Annotated in this window: 11 protein-coding genes and 1 pseudogene; 5 read left to right on the top strand and 7 right to left on the bottom strand. The window is 44.9% G+C overall.

Annotated elements, in window-relative coordinates; all coding sequences use genetic code 11:
* Positions 1-209: 209 nt before the first annotated feature.
* Entirely contained in the window at positions 210-395 is a 186-nt protein-coding gene (locus HMPREF2983_RS05790) for a hypothetical protein (protein WP_070667342.1), read from the top strand.
* A gap of 270 nt (positions 396-665) precedes the next feature.
* Here HMPREF2983_RS05790 and HMPREF2983_RS05785 read toward each other — a convergent pair whose 3' ends face one another.
* Positions 666-2,327, bottom strand: coding sequence for a nucleoside kinase (locus HMPREF2983_RS05785; RefSeq protein WP_070667354.1), 1,662 nt, complete (start codon positions 2,325-2,327; stop codon positions 666-668).
* A 128-nt stretch (positions 2,328-2,455) separates the two neighbouring features.
* Between HMPREF2983_RS05785 and HMPREF2983_RS05780 the strand changes: the two genes are divergently transcribed.
* Entirely contained in the window at positions 2,456-4,165 is a 1,710-nt protein-coding gene (locus tag HMPREF2983_RS05780) for a Na/Pi cotransporter family protein (protein ID WP_070667341.1), read from the top strand.
* Between the two features lie 522 nt (positions 4,166-4,687).
* On the opposite strand, the pseudogene HMPREF2983_RS05775 reads toward HMPREF2983_RS05780, so the two are convergent.
* A pseudogene (locus HMPREF2983_RS05775) lies at positions 4,688-5,592 on the bottom strand (lyase family protein); the annotation flags it as partial.
* A gap of 654 nt (positions 5,593-6,246) precedes the next feature.
* Between HMPREF2983_RS05775 and HMPREF2983_RS05770 the strand changes: the two are divergent.
* From HMPREF2983_RS05770 to HMPREF2983_RS05760, 3 genes are all read left to right on the top strand, one after another.
* Positions 6,247-7,326: an efflux RND transporter periplasmic adaptor subunit gene (locus HMPREF2983_RS05770; RefSeq protein ID WP_070667340.1), complete on the top strand. Its 1,080-nt coding sequence runs from the start codon at positions 6,247-6,249 to the stop codon at positions 7,324-7,326.
* Positions 7,327-7,443: 117 nt separating this feature from the next.
* Positions 7,444-10,632 carry an efflux RND transporter permease subunit gene (locus HMPREF2983_RS05765; protein WP_070667339.1) on the top strand — a complete coding sequence of 1,063 codons (3,189 nt, stop codon included), beginning with the start codon at positions 7,444-7,446 and terminating at the stop codon, positions 10,630-10,632.
* Complete coding sequence (locus HMPREF2983_RS05760) at positions 10,616-12,040, top strand: TolC family protein (RefSeq protein ID WP_070667338.1); 1,425 nt, start codon at positions 10,616-10,618, stop codon at positions 12,038-12,040. The genes HMPREF2983_RS05765 and HMPREF2983_RS05760 overlap by 17 nt, the downstream gene beginning before the upstream one ends.
* A gap of 440 nt (positions 12,041-12,480) precedes the next feature.
* Here HMPREF2983_RS05760 and HMPREF2983_RS05755 read toward each other — a convergent pair whose 3' ends face one another.
* From HMPREF2983_RS05755 to HMPREF2983_RS05735, 5 genes are read right to left on the bottom strand one after another with little or no spacing between them, the layout of a single operon-like run.
* Entirely contained in the window at positions 12,481-13,731 is a 1,251-nt protein-coding gene (locus HMPREF2983_RS05755) for a DUF4861 family protein (protein ID WP_070667337.1), read from the bottom strand.
* Positions 13,706-16,096 (bottom strand): DUF4955 domain-containing protein, encoded by a 2,391-nt coding sequence (locus HMPREF2983_RS05750; RefSeq protein ID WP_070667336.1) that lies wholly within the window; start codon positions 16,094-16,096, stop codon positions 13,706-13,708. The genes HMPREF2983_RS05755 and HMPREF2983_RS05750 overlap by 26 nt, the downstream gene beginning before the upstream one ends.
* Entirely contained in the window at positions 16,093-17,631 is a 1,539-nt protein-coding gene (locus HMPREF2983_RS05745) for a sulfatase family protein (RefSeq protein ID WP_070667335.1), read from the bottom strand. The genes HMPREF2983_RS05750 and HMPREF2983_RS05745 overlap by 4 nt, the downstream gene beginning before the upstream one ends.
* Entirely contained in the window at positions 17,628-18,821 is a 1,194-nt protein-coding gene (locus HMPREF2983_RS05740; protein WP_070667334.1) for a glycoside hydrolase family 88 protein, read from the bottom strand. Before HMPREF2983_RS05740 ends, HMPREF2983_RS05745 begins: the two co-directional genes overlap by 4 nt.
* A gap of 1 nt (position 18,822) precedes the next feature.
* A complete protein-coding gene (locus tag HMPREF2983_RS05735; protein WP_305775586.1) occupies positions 18,823-21,855 on the bottom strand; it encodes a chondroitinase family polysaccharide lyase in 3,033 nt (1,010 codons plus the stop codon).
* Positions 21,856-21,981 lie beyond the last annotated feature (126 nt).

The following is a 21,981-nucleotide window of genomic DNA, read 5'->3' as shown; positions in this document are numbered from 1 at the left end:
GCGGTTGGCGAGGAACGAGCCTACCTCGGGGGAGCGGTAACGTGTGATTTTCAAACCCGATACGGGTTTTGTTTTTCCAATTACGTAGAGGATACGAAAAAGCTGAACCCGTTCCGGGTTCATTTCATGCGTCTATTTTTCCCCACGTAGGCTCACTTCGCTCGCCAACGTGGGGCTTTCAAAAGTACAACTCGTACCGAGTTGCGAATATGGAAAACGACAACACATATTATAAATATAAGACTTTTAAGAGTACAATCCATACCGAATTGCTCTCCCACCTCTCTCCTGTTATTTTGCCACATGGTCATTATGATGAAACAATAGGGTGGAGATCACCGCGCTATTTGCGTCAGATGGCATGGCAAGATGAGGCAAGTGATGAGGTAATTTGATGCAAATCACCGCGTTTTTCAGCGTGATTTGACCTCGAAATTTGCTCTTAGTTTCATAACCGATTGACTGTTAACACGTTGCAAACTATCAGAAAACAGCGCGTATTTTGAACGAGGAAGGCTCTTGTTTCAAATACGCCAAGCATTGAAGAGCATTTGTAAAGACTCTTGAAAAGATTTAACCTATTTTCTGCTTCCTGTGATTATGACACGGCAGACAGGGCAAAAAGAAAACCAAGGGGAAACCTCCCTTGGCCCAACAAAAGCCTTCTAATACTTGAACGAGCTGCCTCCGAGAAACTCTCTCAGCAGCGATGTGGGAGGAATGTCACGGTTGCTGATGGGCTTGAAATACTTCAGGAACTTCAGTAAACGATAGGCTTCGCTATACTCCGAGGTTGTTTCGGGCACCTGTTCAAGCAGCGGTTCGGCCTGCGTTTTCAGCACTGCAAGTTCGAAAAGCATAGCCGTGTTGAACACAGCATCGGCATTTTCCTGATAAGGGAATATCCACTTGTTCTCTCCCGAGCGTACCGACGGCCACCGATGAATGGTCTCCTGTGCCGTGACTCCACGGTATTTGTTGTCGCGAACGATGCGACGCAAGAGGCGGTTATCGGTTGTTGGGATGTAATTATGGTCGTCGAGGAGTATCGTTGTCAGTGCCGAAGCATAGACACGAAACTTCTGTTGCTCAGGTATCTGGGCCGTCAGCTCGGGGTTCAAGGCGTGAATACCTTCCACAACAAGCACGTTGTGATTACTCATTTTGAGCCGTTTGCCACTCTTTTCACTCTTTCCTGACTGGAAATTATACTTTGGAAGCTCCACCTCTTCACCGCGGAAAAGGGCATTGAACTGCTCGTTGATGAGTTTCAGATTGAGTGCATAGATACTCTCATAGTCATATTCTCCCTTGGCATCCTTAGGCGTGTCATCGCGGTTGACGAAGTAGTCGTCGAGGCTTATCTGCAATGGTTTGATGCCATTGGCCAGCAACTGAACCGACAATCGCTTGCAGGTGGTGGTCTTTCCCGACGAAGAAGGCCCCGCCAGAAGCACCAACTTCACACCCTTTCTGTAGGCTATTTCATCGGCAATGAGTGCAATCTTCTTCTCTTGCAGAGCCTCGCTGACGTTGATTAAGTCTGTAGCGTGGCCCGTAGTGACGGCTTCATTGAAGTCGCCTACAGTGCGGACACCGAGAATTTCCTGCCATCTGTGGTGCTCCTTGAATATCTCAAACATCTTGTCTTGCCTGATAATCTCGGGCAAAACCCCTGGATTTTCAATCGAAGGAATGCGCAACAGCAGACCGTCATAGTATTTGTCAAGTCCGAAGAGATAGAGACTTCGCGTGTTGGTCAGCAGCGAACCATAATAAAAGTCCACGTAATCATCAATCTCATAATAGGTAGTGTAGAGTTTTCCTGCACTCTCCAAGAGTTTGGCCTTAGCCTCATCGCCCCGGTCTCTAAACATCTTTATCGCCTGTTCTGCCGGTACTTCGAAGCGTTTCACAGGCATATGAGCATCAATAATCTCCTGCATGCGTCGGCAAATGCGGTCTACATCGGTCTGTTCTACAGGGTGACCAAGTTGCAGATTGACGTAATAGCCATTGGAAACAGGGATATCTATGATGACATAACTCTTGGGATAAAGGTCGTGAACAGCCTTACAGAGCACGAAAAACAATGTCCGTGTGTAGTTGCGCGAAGCTGAAGGAGAATGCATGTCAAGGAATTCCACGTCCTTACTGTGGTAGACCCGATAGTGCATTCCTTCCACTTTGTTGTTCACCTTGGCGCAGATTGGGCCGTAAGGCATTGGGAGATTAAATTGCGAAAAAATATCAGAAAGTGTGCTTCCGATAGCTACTTTTTCAGTTTTTTTATTATTTTTGCAACGTATTTGTACTGCCTGTTTCATATCGTTTCCATTTTTATATAATGTGAAGTGTGTTATGGTTTGCGTGAGCGTGATGCATATCAAACCGTTCAAAGATAGGAAAAAGTTGGCAGACTGCATGATGCTGACATTACAAATTAATTAAAAATATGTCGATTTGGATAATTTTTAGGCTCATAGGTGCACTTGCATTGCTGATGTTCGGTATGAAATCAATGAGCGACAGTTTGCAGAAGATGGCGGGCCCACAGCTTCGTCATGTCCTTGGAGCAATGACAACAAACCGCTTTACAGGTATTCTTACGGGTACATTCATCACTGCCGCAGTGCAGAGTTCGACCGCAACGACGGTGATGACCGTGTCGTTTGTCAACGCCGGACTGCTCACCTTGGCACAAGCCATCTCGGTAATCATGGGTGCAAACATCGGTACTACGTTGACCGCTTGGATTATGAGTGCCGGCTTTTCATTTAATATCACCGACTTTGTATGGCCTGCTTTCTTTATCGCTATTATCCTTATCTACTCTAAGAAGCGCAAGATTATCGGCGATTTCATCTTCGGTGTCTCGTTCATGTTCCTCGGATTGGGAACTCTCCGACAAACAGGTATCGACATGGATCTGGCACATAACCAGCCCGTTCTCGACTTCTTTGCCTCTTTCGACCCTAATAGTTTCGTCACAACGATAGTGTTTTTGCTCATCGGTAGCGTGCTGACAATGTGCGTTCAGAGTTCAGCGGCAATCATGGCAATAACGATGATCCTCTGTTCGAGTGGCGTTTTACCTATCTATCAGGGTATAGCTTTGGTGATGGGAGAGAACATTGGAACCACAGTTACTTCCAACATAGCTGCTCTTACGGCTAATACGCAAGCGCGGCGAGCTGCTTTTGCCCACATGTTCTTCAATGTTTTCGGTGTCATTTGGATGCTGTTGGTCTTCAAACCATTCATCAATATGGTGTGCGGTTTCGTTGGTTTCGATGAATTCATGACCAAAGGTGACCCCCATTTCTTAGCCAACGTAGCCAAGCTGAGCTTTGTTCTTGCGGCTTTCCATACTATATTCAACATCACCAACACATGTATTCTGGTGGGCTTTATCAAGCAGATTGAAAAGATAGTCTGCTTCGTTATCAAGCCTAAGGCACAAGCCGACGAAGATGAATTCCGCCTGCATTTCATCCAAACGGGTATCATGAAGACCCCCGAACTCTCTGTTCTTGAGGCCCAAAAAGAAATAACCAGCTTCGCAGAACGCATTCATCGCATGTTCGGAATGGTGCAGACACTGCTTATAGAAAAGGATGAGAAGGCCTTTCTAAAGGTATATAGCCGCATTGAAAAATACGAAGGAATCAGCGACAACATGGAAGTTGAGATAGCAAACTACCTCAATGAAGTGAGCGATTCGCACCTGAGCGACGAGACCAAGGCTAAGATCAGAGCCATGCTTCGCGAGATAAGCGAGATAGAAAGCATCGGAGACAGCTGCTTCAACATGGCCCGCACGATTAATCGCCGCTTTACAAGCAAGGAAGATTTCACTCCTCAGCAGTATGAACACATTCATCAGATGTTCAATCTGACCAATAATGCGCTCGAACAAATGAACTACATGTTCAATCACACCCGTGAAACCATCGACGTGAACCATTCATTCAACATTGAGAATGAAATCAACAACTATCGCGATCAGCTGCGAACACAGAACATTAATGATGTCAATTCACATGCCTATACCTACACTATCGGCACGATGTACATGGATCTCATCCAAGAATGTGAGAAGCTTGGCGACTATGTTGTTAATGTAGTTGAGGCACGGATGAATACCAAACAGCGAGAAGCGTAAGGTAAACATGGAACCACAACTACGCTATTCCTCTCGCTATGTGTGAATAGTTATGTCATGAATTTATGGAAATTACATTATGAAATCTACGTATCAACGCCATAAACGTTGTGCAGTTGATAACCCAGGGTTGCCAAACGATAGTGCAGGCTCCCCTGGGTTATTATGTATTTTATGGGGAACAATGGTCATCGGTGTTGCGCTTTCCCTCTTAAGTCACTATTAAATCATGGCGTGAAATGATGCAATTTGTCGTGTGATTTGCCGTATTTAACCGCATGGAATGACGCATTTCAGCCATTTATCGCACCTTTTTCACATTCTCTTCTGACCACTTTTGTTCTTTGTTATATTCCTAATAAGCTTCGTTTTCCATAGCTTTCACAGGCTAAATAATTAAAGAAGGCATAGTGAATTGCAATACACAAGTAGATGGTCTGGTTAAAGAGGCGAGACTATAAGCATAAAAAAGAGGCTGCAGGGATAATTCCTTGCAGCCTCTTTTCTTTTGAAGTAGATGATTTATTTAATGAACTTATGCGATGCAAGCATATTCTTTGGGTTGAGAGCTTCGTCAAGTTCTTCTTTCGACAGTAAGCCTTTTTCGAGTACAATGTCGTAAACGGAGCGGTTGGTTTCAAGGACTTCCTTCGCAACCTTTGTGCTATTCTTGTATCCAATGTATGGATTGAGCGCGGTAACGATGCCGATTGAGTTCTTAACCATTTCGTAACAATGTTCTTTGTTGACTATAATGCCGAGCACACATTCCTCAGTTAACGTGTCAACAGCATTGTGAAGCCACCACAAACTCTCGAAGAGACACTCGGTGATTACAGGCTCCATAACGTTCAATTCAAGTTGACCTGCCTCGGCAGCAAACGTTACTGTGGCATCGTTTCCAATGACTTTGAAGCATACTTGATTAGTAACTTCTGGGATGATGGGATTGACTTTACCCGGCATAATCGATAACCTGGGGCCTTAGGAGACAGATTTATCTCGTTAAGACCACAGCGTGGATCGGATGCCATGAGGCGGAAGTCGTTGCAAATCTTAGAGAGTTTCACTGCCAAACGCTTCAAAGCGCCGCTGAAACTGACGTAAGCGCCTGTGTCAGGAGTAGCTTCTACGAGGTCGATTGCAGACAGAAAAGGTTCTCCTGTGAGTTTACTTAGGTTGGCAGCACATAGCTTTGCAAAGCCCGATATAGCGTTAAGGCCTGTTCCAATGGCTGTACCGCCCATGTTAATCTCGTGTAAGGGTTTGATGTTTCGTTCCAAATTGAGAATCTCTTCCTCAAGATTGTTGACATAAGCATTAAACTCTTGGCCCGCCGTCATAGGTACTGCATCCTGCAATTGGGTACGTCCCATCTTCAAAACATCCTTGAACTCTTCGCCCTTATAACGCAAAACGCTGATTAATTTTGCTTTGATTGCCTCATTGTTCAGCGCTGATACACTTCACGATTCACATTGAAAAGTGCCCTTTTCTGTCGTGAGAAGGGACGACACCGACAACGCATTCGGCAGAGAAATCAACTGAGATAATGCCATATAAGCAATGATAACGTTTTATAGAAACAAACTTTTTGTCTCGTTCTTAAATATAAAGATAAACGAGAAATGTCAGGACTTATTTACAAAATCCTGCATTGTTTTTGTAAAAAAGCAAACAAATCATCTTGTCTTTTCAAAGGAGTTATAGAGACGTTTCGGTTGTATGATGCACCGCATAGTGTTTTATTTCAGCATGCTGTAAGCCGAATGATAACCCAAACCAAATCCAAAGACAAGGGACATAAAGTTGGATTAAAAAACACAACAAGTGAGATGCGCTCACAATTCCTATGATTTTGCAGTGTAATCTGTATCAAAAGACACGACGAAATGAGTCGGATTGCAAGATGATTAACCTCACTTTACATTATATGAAAATAGAGTTAAAGAAGCAATTAATTCCTATCTATTAAGTCTTTTTAATGATAGATTTACAGCAACCTACTTAAAAAATCTATAAATTTGTATTTAATTCTTGAATCATTAGTAAAAGATAATCGGATAACCCATTAGTTAGGTATGAAGAAAGAGATGCTGTTGATGGCTATCATCACATTGATTGTAGTCACAGGATGCCGCAAAAACAAGGAAAACAGCGACCAAACGGTCTACGCAGTAACGTCTCCTTGGGTAACCAATACACAAGTTTCAAAGGACTATGTGGCCAATATTGAATCGCGAAAAAACATAGAAGTACGCGCGCAGCAGGAGGGAATCTTGCAGCAAGTCTATGTCACTGAAGGACAACAGGTGCGAGCCGGTCAGCCGCTTTTCCGCATTTCGATTGTTGGAGCGCAACAGAATGTGGCGCGGGCAAAGGCTGAAGCCGAGCAAGCACGCATTGAACTGCAAAACACAACAACGCTAACGAGGGGGCAAATTGTTTCGCCCAACGCACAAAAGATGGCTAAAGCGAAGCTCAATGCAGCCTTAGCAGATTATAAATTAGCCCAGATTCAAGCACGATTATGCTTAATCAGCGCCCCATTTACAGGCGTTATAGGAAGTCTTCCGAAAAAGATTGGAAGCTTAGTGCAGGGAGGTGACTTGCTCACTACACTATCCGACAACTCGTCACTCAACGTATATTTCAACATCTCTGAACCCGAATATATAGACTATCAGCAACATTCTGCCGAACGAAACAAACTTCCTTTGACGCTGATTCTTGCCAATGGAAGCGCCTTTTCGGCTAAAGGCTACATCCAAAACATAGCTGGTGAGTTTGACAGTAGCTCTGGAAATATAGCTCTTCGCGCCCACTTTGCCAATCCGAAAGGCTTGCTTCGCAATGGCGAAACAGGCACAGTGCGCATCAATATGCCTTTACACAACGTGTTGGTAATCCCACAACAGGCCACGTATGAAGAGGAAGACCGCCGCTATGTGTTTGTTGTTGATGGCGCAGGCTATGCACATTCACGTGAGATTAAAGTGGCATTTGAACAACCAGAGGTGTTTATTATCGCCGAAGGAGTAACTGCCAACGACAAGATTCTATTGAGTGGAGTGCAGAAAGTGCATGATGGTCAACACGTAAAGATGCGTTATTACACACCGAGTGAAGCCATGAAACGTGTTCAACTGAATGCCGACTAAGGCTTTCAGGTGGCTTTTCATCACGCTTTACAACCGAAAAAAGTTCTCACACCATATTATTTCATGATGAGAACAACCATTTATAAGAAGAAAAAAAGACGCTAATAAACAGTCAATATGTTTCAAAAGTTTATTCGAAGACCAGTACTTGCCATCGTTGTTTCATTGGTAATCGTCTTCATTGGCATTCTTTCGCTGTTCAATTTACCCATTACTCAGTTCCCATCTATATCCCCTCCAAAGGTTAATGTGGTAGCCGATTATCCGGGAGCCAACAATGAACTGATGATTAAGTCAGTGCTTATACCTCTTGAACAGGCACTGAATGGTGTGCCAGGAATGAAGTATATCGAGTCGGATGCAGGCAATGACGGCGAAGGAGAGATAAACATTGTCTTCAAACTTGGTACAGATCCAAATGTCGATGCTATCAATGTGCAAAACCGAGTGTCGGCCGCGACCAACAAACTACCGCCTGCTGTTGTGCGCGAAGGAGTGAAAATATCTCGTGAGGAGCCTAACATCCTCATGTATATCAACCTATATAGCGATGATCCTAAAGTCGATCAGAACTTCCTTTTCAATTATGCGGACATCAATATCTCCCCAGAACTCGCCCGCGTTGATGGCGTTGGAGATCTTGATATCCTTGGAACGAGGAGCTTTGCCATGCGTGTTTGGCTCAAGCCTGATAAGCTTACAGCCTATGGTTTGTCTGCAACCGACATCACAGATGCCTTACAACAGCAGAGCATTGAAGCCTCTCCAGGCAAGCTTGGGGAAAGTTCGGGCAAGCATGCACAAAGCTTTGAGTATGTGTTGAAGTATCCGGGACGTTATACAACGCCTGAAGAGTATAGCAATATTGTCGTGAAATCAACTCCTGATGGGCAATTTATTAGACTCAAAGATGTAGCAGATGTGAGCCTCGGGAGTGAGGTTTATGACATATATTCTACGTTGAATGGTCACCCGTCTGCAGCCATAACATTGAAACAAGCCTATGGATCGAACGCGCGACAAGTTATTCAGAACGTCAAGAAAACTATGGCTCACCTTCAAAAAGACATGCCAAAGGGCATGCATTATGAGTTGAGTTACGACATCAGTAGATTCCTTGATGCCTCTATAGAAAAGGTAATTCACACGCTGTTTGAAGCCTTTATACTCGTTGGTTTCGTTGTATTCTTGTTCCTTGGAGACTGGCGTTCTGCCCTCATTCCATGTCTTGCAGTCCCTGTTTCGTTAATAGGTAGCTTCGCAGTCATGAATGCTTTCGGCATAACGCTTAACATGATATCGCTCTTTGCCTTAGTAATGGCGATTGGAATCGTGGTCGATGATGCCATCGTGGTAATCGAAGCGGTCAATGTGAAGATAGCCCAAGAAGGCTTAGAACCTTTGGAAGCCACGCAAAAGGCAATGAAAGAAATCAGTGGAGCCATAGTAGCCGTGACATTGGTTATGGCATCTGTGTTCATTCCTGTAGCCTTTATGGGTGGCCCAGAAGGCATGTTTTATCGGCAATTTTCAATCACAATAGCTTCTGGAATCGTGCTTTCGGGCTTCACAGCCCTAACACTTACGCCCTCGCTTTGTGCGCTAATATTGACTCGGGAGCGTGATAACCACATCAAAAAGACGTGGCTTAATCGTGTACTTGATAAGTTTAATGCAGGCTTTGACAAAGGAACCGGCGGCTATCGCAACGTGCTTCAACGCACTGTTTCGAGGAAGATTATCACGCTTCCACTATTACTTTTGTTCTGCATTGGAGCCTTCTTTATCAACAACTCGTTACCTTCGGGCTTTATTCCTCAAGAAGATCAGGGCATGATTTACGCTGTAATTGAGACACCACCTGGTGCTACTATTGAGCGAACGAATAAGGTTGCACATCAACTTGCGAGTATAATTGCAAAGGAAGATGGCGTAGAAAGTGTGTCTTCTTTGGCTGGATATGAGATCCTTTCTGAAGGAACAAGTGCCAACTCTGGTTCGTGTTTGATTAATCTTAAGCCTTGGAAGGAACGCAGTCGGACGGCAAAAGAGATTATCAATGACCTTGAAAGTAAGTGCCAACAGATAACAGATGCCAACATAGAATTCTTCGAACCACCTTCTATTCCAGGCTATGGTGCGGCGTCAGGTTTCGAGCTTCGACTCCTTGATAAGACTGGAAGTAACGACTATCATGCTATGGAAAAGGTCAGCAAGAGCTTCGTTTCAGCTCTTAATAAGCGTCCAGAGATAGGCTCAGCCTTTACCTTTTACTCGGCCAGTTTCCCTCAATACATGCTTCGAGTAGATAATAATATCGCCGCACAAAAAGGCATTACGCTCGGTACAGCCATGGATAATCTCTCCACATTGATTGGTTCTGACTACGAAACGGGCTTCGTTCGATTTGGTAAGCCCTATAAGGTCATCGTGCAAGCCGACCCAAAATATCGTGCTTTTCCACAAGACTTGATGCAGTTAAATGTTAAGAACAACCAAGGTGAAATGGTGCCTTATGCCGACTTTTTACACATGGAAAAGGTATATGGAATGAGTGAGATGACGCGGCATAATCTATATAACTCTGCCGAAGTTACAGGCTCAGCAGCAGCTGGATACAGTAGTGGTCAGGCCATCAAAGCTATCGAAGAGGTGGCTGCTTCGACACTACCTCACGGCTATGATTACGACTTTGCCGGCATCACTAAAGACGAAGTAGACCAAGGAAACCAAGCGTTGATCATCTTTATTGTATGTTTAACGTTCGTCTATCTCATCCTTTCAGCACAATATGAGAACTTCCTTTTGCCACTTCCAATTATTACTTGTCTGCCCGCAGGCATCTGTGGAACGTTCATTTTCCTAAAACTCACGGGATTGGAAAACAACATCTACGCCCAAGTTGCTATGGTAATGTTGATTGGTTTGCTTGGAAAGAATGCAGTGTTAATGGTAGAATATGCCGTGCAACGCCACAACTTAGGCAAGAGTATACGTGCAGCGGCCATCGAAGGTGCGGCAGCTCGCTTCCGTCCTATACTCATGACATCGTTCGCTTTCATAGCCGGCTTGCTGCCATTAGTATTTGCTCATGGTGCAGGGGCTATTGGAAACCGAACCATTGGCACGGCAGCTGCAGGTGGAATGCTATTCGGAACATGCTTCGGACTCATTCTCGTTCCGGGATTGTATTATATCTTTGGGCGTATGGCCGACCATGTAAAGATGGTTCGTTACCAACGAAACAAGCCATTGACTGAGGAGAAAGACAAACGATATAAACTTGAAAATGATGAAAAGAAATAATATTTTCCTTCTTATTCTGCTTGCCATCGGAGTGTCATCTTGCAAGACTCCCCAAGCGACGCAAGTCAATAGCCGCACGCGTTTGCAGCTACCCACGCAATATAATGGTGATACGCTAACGGCGAAGACTACGCCTACGTCATGGAAAATGTTTTTCACCGACCCACAACTCAAGGCACTTATCGACTCCGCTTTAGCCAATAATCAAGACTTAAAGATAACATTGCAGCAGATAGCTGTAGCAAAAAGCGGAATGATTGCAGCCAAAGGAGCCATGCTTCCATCGCTTTCCGTGGGGGCAGAAGTAGGAGTTAGCAAGGCCGGACGATACACAAGTGAGGGTGCCGGCAATGCTTCTACCGAGATGACTCCAGGAAAACTCATCCCCGATCCACTCATGAACTATCACCCTGGCTTTGCCTTTGACTGGGAACTCGACCTCTTTGGCAAGTTGAAGTCAAGCAAGAAAGCAGCTGTCGAGCGTTATTTGGCAACCTTAGAAGGCCAGAATGCCGTGCGCGCTTCATTGATTTCACAAGTCGCAAGCAATTATTATACCTTGTTGGCCTTAGATAACAAGCTCGCACTTATACGCAAATATATCGATCTTCAGCGTCAGGCGGAGAAGATAGCAGAGATACAAAAGGAGGCCGATAGCGACACAGAACTGGCTGTTGAGAAGTTCAAAGCAGAGCTTGCAAAGGCGCGTTCGCAGGAGTTTGCATTGAAACAAGAGATTACTGAATGTGAAAATGCACTCAACTTACTGCTGGGTCGTTACCCAACGCCTATTCAACGAGACGCCAAACAGTTGTTGAATGAAGATGTGAAAACAATCGTTACAGGACTTCCTTCCAATCTCCTGAGCCACCGACCCGATATCCGTCAGGCTGAACATGAACTCGCTGCAGCGCATTGGGACGTAGAAACAGCGCGCAAAGCCTTCATGCCTTCGGTAAACATTAGTGCCACTTTAGGACTTGAAGCCTTTAACCCTACCTACCTAACGCGTATGCCAAAGTCGCTCGCTTACAGTGTCGTGGGAGGACTAACTGCACCACTTATCAACCGAAAAGCTATCGAAGCTAACTTCCAACAGGCTGATGCCGCACAGCTACAAGCCTTATATGAATATGACAAAACACTGCTCACAGCTTATTCTGAGGTATGTACGCTGCTGTCAAAGCATAAGAATCTCGCCGCCTATTATGCGCTAAAAGAGGAAGAAGTGAAGACTTTGGAACACTCGGTTGAGGTGTCTCATCAACTCTATATGAACGGACGAGCTACTTATCTCGATGTACTTGAGGCCGAACGCGATGCACTTGATGCCCAAATGGAACTGCTTGAAACTCGTCAACAGCAGCTTTCCTGTGTCGTAGACCTATATAGAAGTCTCGGAGAATAAGGCTCATCAAACATAAAAGCAAATGATTTTTTGAAATGATTTGTGTCATATTATCGTGTGATTTGCCGTATTTTACGCGATAAAAGCCAAATTAAATGACAGACCCAGGAAGAAACTTAACTTTAGGACACCGAAATTTGTTTTTTACAAAAAACTTAAGTAAATTCGCATTTGGTAGTTGAAACTACCAAATGTTAAAAACGAGGAGAGAAAGTTTACAGAAACAGGTTAGAGAGAGGGCTTCTTCACCTATAACTCTCCATTAAAACCAGTTGTTTAAAATTATTTACGGTGGCCGGAAAAGCCACCGTATACTTGCCAAGAAATCTGCAAGTAAGGTTTCTTTCCCCTTGAAACCTTAGAACACTATACGCAAACTTGCGAAATGAAGTAAGGCAGAAGGGGACTGAAAGAGAATATATGGAATTCTGTGTTGGCGATTATTCCACGTTCACCCTAAGCGGTTTATCCAATCCCTCCATGAAAGAAGATATTTCAAGTTGCCATGCTTTCTGGTTGCTAATGCCCGAACCTATCCATCCTGCACCGAAATAATAGGTAACCTTTTCATTGGGACGGATGGTTGTTTCGCAAATAGCGTGACCGGCAATTCCCTTACCCAAGCGGGTGTTTTTCAGCAAACGTGAGCGCACTTTGCCTTTGGGAAAAAGCGCTGCAACATAGATTTGGAAGCCATGACCAGAGGGGTTGTCGGTAGGATCGGCATATTCTACGAGGTTTCTCCCTAAATGTACCGTCTCACTTCCCTCGTCATGAACGACAAATCCGGAGCAGAATGGCTGCGGACGACGCTGGTTCTCATACCAAACGATGACGCGATTGAAGCTTGCCCCCTTATCAAGTGTAATCAAACGGTGCTCAACAAGTCCTTTCTCGTCATTCACATCCGTGGGCTGATAGACGAACTCTGCACGGAAACGCAGTGGCCCATTATCTAACACACGGTAGGAACTGAAGCAGTAGGGCATGACAATACTGTCGCCATTCATCAGTGCAGGTGCGCCACATCCCAACGTTGGCCCGACATTATAGCAATCAAGTCCGTTGCCATGGTCAAGATGTAACGAGAAATCGCGCTTGATACTGTCAGCAGCTTCGGTTTCTCCCTGCCTGCGAAGTCGCTTTTCCTCCTGGTTGGCTGCATAGACATTGGCATAGCGATCAGCAACAACCAAATAAGGAACTGACTTCAACCATACGTCAATTCCAAAGGCTTTCTCGCCTGTGCGCTGCAAAGCCGGGCCGTAAGCACGATAGGCACAACGGTCGTTTTCCCATGTGAAATCGTCCACACGCCAGGCATAAAGCTGTCCGTCAACAGCACTCTTGAAGTTGCGGGGGACGCCCTTAGTGACAGTAAACATGGTCTTTCGCTTTGGGAAGACAGCTGCATCAACAAGCAACAAGCTGTCAGACGTGAGCTGAGAAGCCACTTGCTGGCCGAAAGCATTACGTACAATCAACGGCGAACCATAGGCAGACTGCAACCGCTGATAAACCTTACGGACATCAATTTCGACTACTTCAGAACGCTGCTCCGATGTGGAATTGCTGACTGTAATATTGACTTTCTGCCCTCTCGAAACCATCGGGAGGAAGATTAAGGAGCAGCAGGTAAAAAGCCGTACTGCCCCTCTCACAGATTTATTTCTGAATAGTTTTCTTGCCATTTTGAATTACAACACCTTTATAATTCCTGTCAACGCGCTGTCCTTGCAGATTATAAGGCACGCCAGACTGTTGCTTATGATTGTCTGCAAAACGCTTTGTCAAGCCTGTTGGGATAACCTTTCCTGCTGCATCTTTCAAGATAATGTCATACAAGAAAAGGCCATTGGTGCTCGTCAGCACAACATCTCCGTCGGCATTCACCGTTCCAATGCTCTCTTGCACGAGTGCACCATCTTCGGGTTCAGCAAACCCCTGCTTAATATCTAAATTGCATTCTGTCTTGAAATAGTTCTTAGCTGTCCTGCTTGTAGGCTTACTATGCACAATAACCGTCTGTCCTTTCTTGCAGTTTGGGATAACAATGGCAATGCCCCTTGCATTCAATCGCAGCATGCGATGCGCTTCATCATGGCAAATCATGAATTTACCTACACCCAAAGCCTTACATACTCCGTTCACATAAAGGCCGAAATGAAGACCTTTCATGCCTTCCAATTCCTTACCATTGGCAGAAAGAGGGGTGGTATATGTCTTGATTTCTTCAAACTTAGGCTTCTTTGTACCACTTGCACTACCGATATTCTGTTTGTTGGAATAATAATTAAGACCAGCATTAGCAGCATCATCCCACTTGGTATCCTGCTTCAGATTGTCTTCATCCGTGGTAGACATTACTGTAAAATCCCAGGTTTTCTTTGCTTCTTTTGCCTGCGCATCGAGTTGCTTCACCCAATCGGGGAGATAGCCCAAGCGCTTTTCCAACTGAGCAGCATAGAGTGAGCGAGGACTTACTTCCTGTCCGTTTGCCTCGTCACGTTTCGTCTGATTATCAGCAAAATCCACTTTCGTACCATGCATACCTACTATGGTTGGAGGCAACGTTTTGTACCACTTATTAGTGCCATTTTCCCACCATTTAAATGGCATTTCAGCAGGATTAATGGCCGTACAATCAAAGTTCCATATCGTAAGATCATCGAGATGATTGGGTAACTGCGACTTATCGCCACCCATACGCAACTGCATGAAACCACCCTTACAGCAGTCAAAGAGCGACGCGCGAGGCTGTGTGGCATGGCTTTCAAAGCAGTCGTCAGTACCCCAAGTGCAATTCCAGATAACGTTACCGATACTGTGTTTTGATATACCGCAAGCATGATACTGGCCCAAACCAGTGCGCTGATCGGCAAAGTTCTTGTCACTTGTCAAATAACCATGCGTATTATCATAGACGTTGGCAATGAGTCCACGTGATGAACCAGCCATACGAACGGCTGAATGTCCACGGTTTCCGGTAATCTCAACATCATAACATATTACGTTGGCACAGTCTTGGAAGGTGGCACATTCAGTGATGTTTTCAAATCTTACACGGCGCATCCAAGAGTTGACAAGACGCACAAAGTTGATTGGTTTGTAGGCTCCATCGTCCTGCCAAGAACCATGATGTTTGAAATTAGGTTTGGCATTGCCACGGAAGGTGAGGTCTTCCACGCCCACACCCTCATGATGTTTGTATTCAATGACTTCCCAATCTTCGCCTGATTTGACAGCACGCATGATGGGTTCCTCAAAGGTAATGTCCGTTTCTGAAATGGATTTAATCTGATGATAGTCGATAACGGTGACGCCACTCTGTGTGAGATTGGTCATTGTAGACTCGGGATTACGTCCTAAAAGCTCCTCTTTGATAATCTTTTCATCTTTATTTGGCTTCATTTTCAGACACACCCACTGTCCAACCTTTAGTTTTGAAGCATTGTCAACCGTAACTTTAAACGTACCTTTTGTAGCCGTTCCTTTTACCTTTGCATAGGTTTCAGGGGTACTTGTGCCGTTATTTCGAATAGAAAGCAGTGTCGGAGAACTGTACATTACCTTTTCGTTTGCAGGCAACATTGGCGCATCCATCGTGAGAATAGTCTTATCGCGACCCGCACCTTTCAATATTACCTGTCCCATAACAAGGTTGAGACACTCTGACTTCTTCTTGCTTGTCTTTGCATCATCAACGTCATCCGCAGCTGTATGAAGAATAAATTCACCCTCCGGGAAATAGATAATGGCGCGAGCATTGGCTTTCTTTCCTATTGCTGTAATAATCTTTTTCAGTGCTTCACGGTCAGACTTTCCATCGTTAGGAACAGCCCCATAATCAACTACATTATAGGTTGTATAGCCAGAATGGTTCTCATCAGGCAATGACAAACCATGATTATAGCCTGCATACGAGAAGTCTAAGAGCACATTCTTATTGGAATTAGTATCGAATTCGTTCCAAGCTGTAGTGCTTGCTTGCTGTGCATAAAGTGGCGTGGCTGCCAACAGGCAGCCCAACAACCATAGTTTTCTTGATTGTTTCATTTTCGGTATTTGATTAGATTGTTTAGAATAAGTTGCTTATACCATGGGTCGTCAATTTCTTTCAACAGTTCTCCAAGCCTGCAACAGAGTGCTTGATAATCAGCCTTTCGTGTCTCCGGAGCGATGTTATGCATCTGATAAGGGTCGTTCCAATCATCAAAAAAGAGCACTTTCTTCAGCTTATTCTTGCGACCAATGTAAAAAGCTAATGTGTAACGGCTTGTCTTTATACCACGTGCCGAGGGGAAATAGTCAGTGACAACACCGTCTTTTCCCTTGTTACCGTCCATATTCTGAATGTAAAGAGCGGCATCAGGACGCTTCATAGCAGCGTGACCATTGATGAAAAGTGAAGAGTAGTCACGACCCTGAACCGTAGCAGGAATATTCTTACTCAAGCCCGCCAGTCCGAGAACTGTAGGCATAATGTCGGGCGAAGACAAGAGAAGAGAGTCGACTCTTGGTTTCAGATGCCCTGGATAACGAGCCATGAAAGGAATATTCATCGACTCTGAATAAGGTGAATTTTTAGGGTCATCGGTTCCTTGGCTGCACATGGTTTCGCCATGGTCTGAAGCAAAAACGACAATCGTGTTACCCTCCAAGCCTGCCTCTTTCAAGGCATCAAGGATCTGTCCGAAAGCTCTGTCTACTCCACTGACAGATGCAAAATAGTAAGCAGCCGACTTAGATTTATCCATTGTTCGCACAGCATTGTCGCGCACAAGCAGACTGTCGATGGGCTTATCCTTATATAATGCATAGTCTTCGGGCATGCAATCATCTTCAGAACGATACGGACTGTGGGGCGGGTTCATGGCCACCATCAGGAAGAATGGACGCTTTGCATCGCGCACTCCACCCTTATTGCGTATATAGTCAGCAGCAACATGAGCTTCATGTAATGGTGACCATTCATGAGGTTCATGCTTTTTGCCATTCGTATCCCAATAATGTGGGTTCTTATGCACATCAAATGTGCCATAGGAATACCAAAAATTAAATCCATGTCGACGCTCTGCCGGCGTGTAAGCATCCCACACCGGCAATTTGTCTTCCACATAATGTCCGGGGTGTTCAGGGTCGTTGCGCTCGGGACGGTCGGCATGTAGCTTTCCAATATAACCACAGTCGTAGCCAGCCCTACTGAAAACATCGCCCATACAGACTGTTTCAGGACGGATATAACTAAACGGACGAGACGAGTTGCAATTTACAGGAACACCGCTTCGGTTAGGATACATACCCGTCAGAAGACTCCCACGATGAGGACTGCTCAAAGGGAAGTTGCTCATGGCAGAGGTTAACACTACAGATTCCCGAGCGAACTCATTCAGACGAGGCGTATGGGTAGGATCGCCTTTGAACTTCACATGATTAGAGAAACCGGGCTTCTGCCATACTCCCAAGGCTGCATTTCGGAACTGATCGGGGAATACATAGATTACATTGGGCGGCACAGTTTCACTGCCCATGGCGCAGAATGCCTGTGGGCATAAGGCCAATACGCTGGCAAAAAACTTCATATTTTTCATTTTCTTCTCGTCAATGCTTCAAGGAAATAATAATCTGCATAATTCAATGGCACATCTATCTCATTGTTATGAGGAATGCTTCCTACAGAATGCATCAGCAAGAAACAACCGTTCTTGCCTAAAGCTGGACGATAAGCAGGCGTGGAAAGTGAGCGTATAATTCTGTCGGCCAATGTTGCATAGCCGTTATCCGGAAGGTAGGTGTCCATTTCATAAAGTGCAGAAGCTACACAAGCGGCTGTAGAAGCATCACGAGGTTCGTTGGGAATATTAGGTGCATCGAAGTCCCAATAAGGCACAAGGTCATCCGGGAGATTAGGATTTTGCATCATAAAATTCAGCGACTTAACAGCTCGGTCAAGGTATTTACGGTCGTGAGTATAGCGATAACAGGTAGTGTAACCATATACAGACCATGCCTGTCCACGTGCCCAAGCACTATTGTCTGCATAGCCCTGGGCTGTCTGACGGTGTAACACAGCACCTGTTGTCGGGTCATAATCCACAACGTGGAAACAGCTACCATCGGGACGATACTGGTTCTCCATAGTCTTATCGGCATGTGAAACCGCAATTTTCCAATAAGTAGAGTCACCGCTCAGACGTGTTGCCTCAAAAAGTAATTCAAGGTTCATCATGTTGTCAATGATAACCGGACAGCTCCAACCGCGCTTTGACTGCCAACCTCTGTCAACGTTCCACGACTGGATGACACCTGCTTTCTTACGAAAGCGAGTGCATAGTGATTTAGCAGTTTGAATAATGACTTTCTTGTATGCCTTTGTAGGATTGAGTCGATAATTGTTCAGATAACTGGAGCCAATCATAAAGCCCACATCATGGTGCCACTTAAGATATTGAATAGAATCCAAGGCCTCAGTGAAACGCTTTGACTGCTTCAACCACGACTTATCGTTGGTAAGCTGGTAGAGATAAAACAGACTTCCTGCGAAAAAACCAGAGCACCAGTCATCAGTTGGAATATAGACCATGCGTCCAAGCTTGTCGATAGTCTTGGGAATACGTATCTTCCCTTCTCGTCCAACCTGATCGAGCATCAGTGAATACTGGCGTGTTGCAAAGGTAATATCCTCGTTAATCACGCTGTTCATGTCTTTGTCTCCAGCATAGCTGAGGCTTGGAACCAATAAAAAGGCTCCTGCGGCAAGTAGTAATTTTCGTATATTCATATCATAGTTTGTTTAGTTCAATATCATAACTTAATCCGTCCTTACACTTTATTTCGATTGTTGTGGTCTTGTCGTTCAAGTCAATCAAACGGACATCAGCAGTCGGAGTGAAACTCCATTTGCCCAACAAAGTCACGCGAACAGGAATTTCCTGACTTGCATTCTTAATCCAAGGACGGCCATAGATACTGCGTTCAACACGCTTCCCGTCTTTATAGACATCGTCACTTGGTCCTTGATAAAGATTAAGATCGGGCTGGGCAACGGTCAATACCATCTTTCGTTTGGCCAATTGACGTATCATTGCGAGACAAGTTGTATCTGTCTGGAGCAATGGCCCGCCTGGAAGTATCGACTTCGGTGTTTCGAAGATGACATAAGACAGCGTCTGTGTGGCATCATGTCGAACGATATGTGCATTCTTATCTTTCTTAATTACTGTATAGAAGGGCTTGGTTTCAATAGCTTTCAATCTTTCGGGAGATGTTTTGGGCAATACGGCATACTCATAACCGGCATTTTTGGGAGCCTTTCCATGGTTGATATACAGAGAGGCCCACTGCCCTTCATCCGGCTTATCTGTGTCGTTGTTTCGTGCCTGCTGACGAACAAGACCTGTGAAGATACATGGATTGGGAGAATAATAACCCGTGCCCTGTGGATCCAACCAAGTTTTGCTGCCATCCTTATAAGACTGCCAATAAGCCAAAGTTTGTGCATCGGTAGCTGCCGACTGGAAGATGGTTGTCTCGGTGTTATTCTGCTTATCGTTGTTCTCAATGTCACTTCCAAGACAGATAATATCACCATTGAAGAAGTGGTATGACTTGCGCCCACGGAATGAACCATTGTATTTATCGTGCTCATGCAACTTCATACCGAAGTTACCATTAGCACCCAACTGAGACAAACCACCAGCGAAAGCTTCATCAGAGAACAGCATTTCCTCAACACCTGAAGATATATCGACATTGCGAATCTTTGCTCTCAAGTCATCAAGTGGCAAATGAATGCTCGTTGCACCAGGGATACGGTTCCAGTCGTAGCCGTCTTCCTGCCAGCCACTCGTCTTTGGAGTGACATCAACACCATTCGGAGCTGTCGACACATACAGACTACCATAGCCCAAATAGCGACCATAGAGATTTTCTCCTGTATAGTGTTCGCTACTCCACAGATAACGACTCATACCACGAACAACAACCGACCAATTGTCTCGTCGCTGTACAGAAACACATGCATAGCCCAAGCTGAGATTACCTTGTGGGTCAGTTTCCGGCTTGATGCCCTTCAGGTTAAACTCGCGATAGATTTGCTTTTCCTTGCTGTTTGTTGCATTCTGTGTCAATCGCATATAGACAGAAGCCATTGTTTCATCGAGTTTATTGTCACGATTAGGTGTTCCGGCCCATGCCATAAAAGCATAATGGATAGGCGTCAGACGACCTTTCCCGTCGGGATGACGGCCAGACATTGACAATGGAAAATTCAGTTTGTTGCAATAGAAGCGCATAGCAAGAAGCGCATTCTTTACAGTCTGATGTGCCAATTCGCCCACAGCAAATTCGGTTCCACTAAGAATATAAATCATCTGAGTGGCTCCATTCAGACCTCCTACAGCATAAGCGGGATAGTTGTTGCAGTGATGATAGGCTGATCCATCAATCTTGAAAGAGTCCATCAAGCCTGGTGCAGGACGGCAGCCCCAGTCAAGCCACCGAGAACATGAACGGAGATATTGCACCTTCTCTGGCGAATCGTCCATTAACATGATGCTCGCCATACAGCCTACAGAAGCAGTATTGAATGTATCCATGTCCATTCCATTGCCTGTTGGCTTCACATATACCTGACGCAACTGACCATACCAAGTCATCGTTGCTACGGCTTCATCCAACTTGCCTTCGGCTTTCAGCACATCCTTCATCAGGAAATAAGCAATATACATGCTGCGGAGACTGTAGCCATAATGGTGGATATTCCCCCAGCATGAGCCCCATGTCACACCTTGATCGGTGATATTCTCATACATCAGCATGAACATGTTGCGCAATTCCTTCTTGTCTTCTTCCTCCTTGGCATTGTTATAGCCAATAGCAATCTGCTGCATGAGCTTGAAATAATCATTCATTTCATAGCCCGTGCGAGTAAGAATTTCCTTATCCCACTTGGGAAGCATGCGCTCATAAGCCTCTGCATGACGCACATACCAGATAGGAGTACCCGTAATGAGTCCCTTCTTTTTCTTGATTTTATAGCTGTCAAACTTATTTCGCATGCTTTCCATTTGCTTCGGATAAAGCTTGGCAGGTGTATAAATCAAACTGCGGAAACGTGATTCCATTACGCGCATTTCCTGTACCTGCTGTGCTGTTACAGGAGTCAAAGGAATATCAGACTTGCGGACGGAATTCTTCAAAACCTGAAGCCAGTCGTTAGTTGTTTTAGCATTGACGAAAGGTACTTGCTCGTCAGCTGTCTGATAACGAGGATCCACCTTGATAGCTGTAATCATGTGATCCACATAGAGTTTACCAGCTACATCAGGTGCTTCAACCACAATCTGGTCCATACCTATCTCTGGTTTACCTTCCATGTCGCGTTCATAGCATACCCATGCACCGCGCCAACCCTTGAAATTGAGTTTCATCTGGAATGAAGTGCAAGTCTTACCCTGCTTGCAAAATCTGAAAACAACAGATTTTCCGGCCAATGGCTCCTCATTATAGAGCCACACAATGAAAGCAGAGAGGTAGTTGTCACGACTTCCCTTGATGTGCGGATCAAACTGCAAATCTTTGTTGATCATCAGCTTTCCGCCTGGTTTAAATGTCCATTCCAACGACTTCTTGCCATTTCTGAAATGACGATCAGAAAGGACTGTAGTTGACTTTTCGGCCTTGAGATATTGTAGTTCCTTTGGCGTTTCAAATGAAAGCATGCGAGTATCATCATACATCTGTGCATGCAAAGATGACGAAAAAGCCAAGCAACAAAGGCCTATAAGCGCTCGTTTCAATCGATTCTTATTCATACCCTTAATCAACGACTTCGATATTCAATTCTCTCACCACTTTACTCTCGGCCTTATAGTTGCTATTTGTTGCAACGAAAACAGCCTTGTAAGTTCCCACCTTATTATATATATGGGTGTAAGAAG

It is taken from the genome of Prevotella sp. HMSC077E09 (assembly GCF_001814685.1).
GTDB classification, from domain to species: Bacteria; Bacteroidota; Bacteroidia; order Bacteroidales; family Bacteroidaceae; genus Prevotella; species Prevotella oris.
This window is presented reverse-complemented; position numbering and strand designations above follow the sequence as displayed.

Bases quoted from the DNA above. Each gene is read 5' to 3' on its own strand.
- HMPREF2983_RS05785 (WP_070667354.1), bottom strand. From the start codon at position 2,327: ATGAAACAGGCAGTACAAATACGTTGCAAAAATAATAAAAAAACTGAA.
- HMPREF2983_RS05790 (WP_070667342.1), top strand. From the start codon at position 210: ATGGAAAACGACAACACATATTATAAATATAAGACTTTTAAGAGTACA.
- HMPREF2983_RS05745 (WP_070667335.1), bottom strand. From the start codon at position 17,631: ATGAAAAATATGAAGTTTTTTGCCAGCGTATTGGCCTTATGCCCACAG.
- HMPREF2983_RS05735 (WP_305775586.1), bottom strand. From the start codon at position 21,855: ATGAATAAGAATCGATTGAAACGAGCGCTTATAGGCCTTTGTTGCTTG.
- HMPREF2983_RS05780 (WP_070667341.1), top strand. From the start codon at position 2,456: ATGTCGATTTGGATAATTTTTAGGCTCATAGGTGCACTTGCATTGCTG.
- HMPREF2983_RS05765 (WP_070667339.1), top strand. From the start codon at position 7,444: ATGTTTCAAAAGTTTATTCGAAGACCAGTACTTGCCATCGTTGTTTCA.
- HMPREF2983_RS05740 (WP_070667334.1), bottom strand. From the start codon at position 18,821: ATGAATATACGAAAATTACTACTTGCCGCAGGAGCCTTTTTATTGGTT.
- HMPREF2983_RS05755 (WP_070667337.1), bottom strand. From the start codon at position 13,731: ATGGCAAGAAAACTATTCAGAAATAAATCTGTGAGAGGGGCAGTACGG.
- HMPREF2983_RS05770 (WP_070667340.1), top strand. From the start codon at position 6,247: ATGAAGAAAGAGATGCTGTTGATGGCTATCATCACATTGATTGTAGTC.
- HMPREF2983_RS05760 (WP_070667338.1), top strand. From the start codon at position 10,616: ATGATGAAAAGAAATAATATTTTCCTTCTTATTCTGCTTGCCATCGGA.
- HMPREF2983_RS05750 (WP_070667336.1), bottom strand. From the start codon at position 16,096: ATGAAACAATCAAGAAAACTATGGTTGTTGGGCTGCCTGTTGGCAGCC.